Origin of the sequence: Mesorhizobium sp. M7A.F.Ca.CA.003.01.2.1, from assembly GCF_003998945.1 — a bacterium.
Classification (GTDB): domain Bacteria; phylum Pseudomonadota; class Alphaproteobacteria; order Rhizobiales; family Rhizobiaceae; genus Mesorhizobium; species Mesorhizobium ciceri.
Window position 1 is genome coordinate 1 of sequence record NZ_RZRA01000605.1, and the last position, 3,524, is coordinate 3,524.

A 3,524-nucleotide genomic window follows, 5' to 3' on the forward strand; every position below is an offset into this window, starting at 1 on the left:
GGAGAAGGCCGCGTCGGCATGCTGCTGTCCGATCAGGGCTGGCTGTGGGCGCGCGGCTTCGAGGGCGGCGGCCCGCATGTCCAGCTTTATCGGCGCATCGCGCACTGGCTGATGAAGGAGCCGGAGCTCGAGGAGGAGCGGCTGACCGCCGATGGTCGTGGCATGGTGCTGGAAATCCGCCGCCAGACGATGGCCGACGATCCCGGCGCCGCGCAGATCATCACTCCGTCCGGCAAAACCTTGACGGTCAAGCTCGACAAAGCCGAGCCCGGGGTCTTCCTCGGCAGCGTCGAGACCAGCGAGATCGGGCTCTACCAGGTCGCCAATGGCGACCTCACCGCGCTCGCCCATGTCGGGCCGGTCAACGCACCGGAATTCGCCGACGTCATTTCCACCGAAAACCGGCTGAAGGCGCCGGCGGAAGCCACCGGCGGCAGCGTGCGCCGGCTGGCGTCTTCCACAGGCCTTGGCAGCGACGTGACGCTGCCTTCCATCGTGCCGGTGCGCTCGGCTGGTGCCGCATCCGGCAGCGACTGGATCGGCCTGCGCACGACAGACGACAGCGTGCTCAAAGCCGTCTCGCGCGTGCCGCTGTTCGGCGGCTTCCTCGGCCTCGGCCTGCTGCTTCTGGCAATGGGTTCGATGTGGTACCGCGAGGGACGGTAGCGCGGCGCTCTTTTCCCTTCTCCCTTGTTGTGGGAGAAGGGAAAGCCCCCTGCTCTACTCCTCCGGCTCCGTCGTGAACATCAGCGGATAGCCCTTGGCCTTGCCGGCATCGGTGGCGCGCGTCGCCTTGGTCTCGGCGACATCCTTGGTGAACACGGCGACGACGCAGACGCCACGCCGATGCGCAGTGATCATCACCCGGTGCGCTTGGTCTTCGCTGAGTTTGAACTCGCCCTTCAGCACCGTCACCACGAATTCGCGCGGCGTGAAATCGTCGTTGATGAGGATGACCTTGTAGAGTTTTGGCCGTTCGACTTGCGGCTTGATCTGGGTACGCGGTTTTGTGGTAATTTCAGGCATCGGAACCGACAGTTTTGCGTAAGCGATGTGACCGCCATTCTGGCACCGGTGAAAACGGTCGTCCATTTTGATCGACGCGCGAAACCGGTGTCCGCCGACGCGGCCATTCATAATCATGTGGGAAAGTGTCGGTTGCCGTTCAACGGCCTTGGCGGCCGAACATGCGACGGCCGGGAATCTGCCGCACGGCCGCAGCGGGCGGTATATCGGACCGAAAACGGTTTCCGCCGGCATCCGCCCGGCGTTCCAGCCAGGTCGCGATCAGCCACGCGGCGACGCAGATCAACGTCGCGCCGGTCAGCACGACCAGCAGCCAGGTCTGTGCCGGCGTTATGTAGTCCCAGTTGGTGGAAATCGCCGGAGCGAACAGCGAAGGCTCGGTGCGTCCGCTGGCCGGATCGGGGACCGGGCTGGCGGTGAACAGGATAAGCACTCTGGCGAGGCCGGTGGCAACCAGACCGCCGATCACCATCGAGCGCAAAATGGACGAAAGCCGCTTCTTCATGCGGATTGTCCTACACGGCCGGCGTTGCAAACGGGTTAAGTGTCAGTCGAGGCGGAAGCTGCCGGTGCCAGACTTCGCCAAAGATCAGTTGAACCCATCGACCGCTGCATCGCCAATGTCAGGGCTTCAGCGGCTCGGACAGGAAGAAGGCCGCTCCAACCGAAACCAGCTGGAGCGGCCTTGGTCAACAGGCCGGCATTTTATGCCGGACCTTATCAGGTCTTCGGGGCGTCCTTCTTGACGGCCTTCTCAGCAGCCTTCTTGTGCTTCTTGACGGTCTTCTTGACGACCTTCTTCGGAGCAGCCTTGGCCGGAGCGGCAGTCGCCGGAGCGGTGGTCGTCGAAGCAGCCGGAGCAGCGGTCGTGGTGGCGGCGGCGTTGCCGAGAGCCGGCATCGCGAAAGCGAGAGCGACGGCGAGACCGGTTGCGGAGAGGATGGACTTTTTCATGGCTTCGTTTCCTTTTTATGCGGGTCAAGTTTCGGAGCGTTACTGAACCGGGTCGTTCGGCGTCACTCCAAGCAGCTTCAAAGCATTGGCGAGCATCCGGATGCCCTGTGCCTGTTTCTTGGCGGCGCAGTACCGGTTGCCCTTTCTCTGAAGTGCCTTTGCCGCGGTGACCTGCGTTGCCGTGGCATGGGTTTCGAGGGCTTCATCAAATTGGTGGCTGAGATTGGCGCACCGTTCGCTCCGGGTTGTGAGCGTCGCCTTTGCGTCCGATTGTCCGACAGCGGCAGTGACCAGGCAGAAGCCCAGCAACGCACCCAACAAACTGATCGACAACCTTGGCATCGGTTTATCCGTAAACCCGGAGACTAGCGTCGCAGCCGATGACCTGACCGCCACGAGATCAGTTATGCCTTTGAAATTTTTCAGGAGTTTTTCTGAACTGTAGAATTTTGTTTCTGGAGTGTGTCTGAGAAAGCCGGTGTGAACCCCATCATAGCCACTGGCCAACATATGGCCTGAATTCTATCGTGTGGGTTGCGACCGAAGGGCTTGGCAATCAAAGACAGAAGGGCTTGGCAACAATGACAGGGCTGCTGTGAAATCCGATGCACACATACTGATCGTCGACGACGACAAGGGCATCCGCGACCTGCTGCAGGAATTCTTCCAGAAGCGGGGCCTGCACACCTCGGTTGCCGCCGACGGCATCGAGATGGAGACCATCCTGCGGCGCGTCCAGGTGGACCTCATCGTCCTCGACGTGATGCTGCCCGGCAAAAGCGGGCTGGAGCTGTGCCGCGACCTGCGCGCCCAGTATTCGACGCCGATCATCATGCTGACCGCCGTCACCGAGACGACCGACCGCGTCGTCGGCCTGGAAATGGGCGCCGACGACTATGTGCCCAAGCCCTTCGACCCGCGCGAGCTTTTGGCGCGCATCCGGGCCGTGCTCAGGCGCAATGGCGCCGCCGAGCCGAAGCGCGCCACCACCAAGCAGATCTACCGCTTCGCCGGCTGGACGATGGACTGTGCCCGGCGCCGGCTGATCGCACCCGACGATGTCAGGGTCGAGCTGACCATGGCCGAATTCAACCTGCTGCAGACCTTCGTCAAGAGTGCGCAGCGTGTGCTGACCCGCGACCAGCTCATCGAACTGTCCGGCGGCGACAGCGACTATTCCTTCGACCGCAGCATCGACATCCTGGTCAGCCGGTTGCGGCGCAAGATGGAGGACGACCCGAAGACGCCCAAGCTGATCCTGACCGTACGCAGCGGCGGCTACCAGTTCCTGCCCGAGACGACCTCCGAATGAGACGTTTCCTGCCGCAGACCTTGCCTGTCTGGGTGCTGCTGATCGTCATTGCCGGCCTGCTGATCAGCCAGGTCGCGACCCTCTACATCGTCTCGCGCGACCGCGCTGCCGCCAACGACGTCGTCGACCTCTACCGGCTCAACGACCGTGCCTTCTCGCTGGTGCAGCTCATGCATGACGCCAGTCCGGACGAGCGCAAGGCGACGGCGACCGGCCTGTTCAACTCCACCTA

Annotated in this window: 5 protein-coding genes and 2 pseudogenes; 3 read left to right on the forward strand and 4 right to left on the reverse strand. The window is 62.8% G+C overall.

Annotated features, from left to right (window positions below; all coding sequences use genetic code 11):
- Window positions 1-666, forward strand: a pseudogene (locus tag EN969_RS22045) (hypothetical protein); the annotation flags it as partial.
- 54 nt (window positions 667-720) lie between these two features.
- Here the strand turns inward: EN969_RS22045 and clpS are convergent.
- From clpS to EN969_RS35350, 4 genes are all read right to left on the reverse strand, one after another.
- Complete coding sequence (clpS, locus tag EN969_RS22050) at window positions 721-1,026, reverse strand: ATP-dependent Clp protease adapter ClpS (protein ID WP_013529964.1); 306 nt, start codon at window positions 1,024-1,026, stop codon at window positions 721-723.
- Between the two features lie 139 nt (window positions 1,027-1,165).
- A complete protein-coding gene (locus EN969_RS22055; protein ID WP_063168852.1) occupies window positions 1,166-1,531 on the reverse strand; it encodes a hypothetical protein in 366 nt (121 codons plus the stop codon).
- Between the two features lie 215 nt (window positions 1,532-1,746).
- Entirely contained in the window at window positions 1,747-1,980 is a 234-nt protein-coding gene (locus EN969_RS22060) for a hypothetical protein (protein ID WP_013529962.1), read from the reverse strand.
- A 39-nt stretch (window positions 1,981-2,019) separates the two neighbouring features.
- Entirely contained in the window at window positions 2,020-2,322 is a 303-nt protein-coding gene (locus tag EN969_RS35350) for a hypothetical protein (RefSeq protein WP_024504541.1), read from the reverse strand.
- A 253-nt stretch (window positions 2,323-2,575) separates the two neighbouring features.
- On the opposite strand from EN969_RS35350, the gene EN969_RS22070 reads away from it, so the two are divergent.
- Both EN969_RS22070 and EN969_RS22075 read left to right on the forward strand, forming a co-directional pair.
- Window positions 2,576-3,292 carry a response regulator transcription factor gene (locus tag EN969_RS22070; protein WP_013529960.1) on the forward strand — a complete coding sequence of 239 codons (717 nt, stop codon included), beginning with the start codon at window positions 2,576-2,578 and terminating at the stop codon, window positions 3,290-3,292.
- A pseudogene (locus tag EN969_RS22075) lies at window positions 3,289-3,524 on the forward strand (osmolarity sensor protein EnvZ); the annotation flags it as partial. The gene EN969_RS22070 and the pseudogene EN969_RS22075, both read left to right, overlap by 4 nt.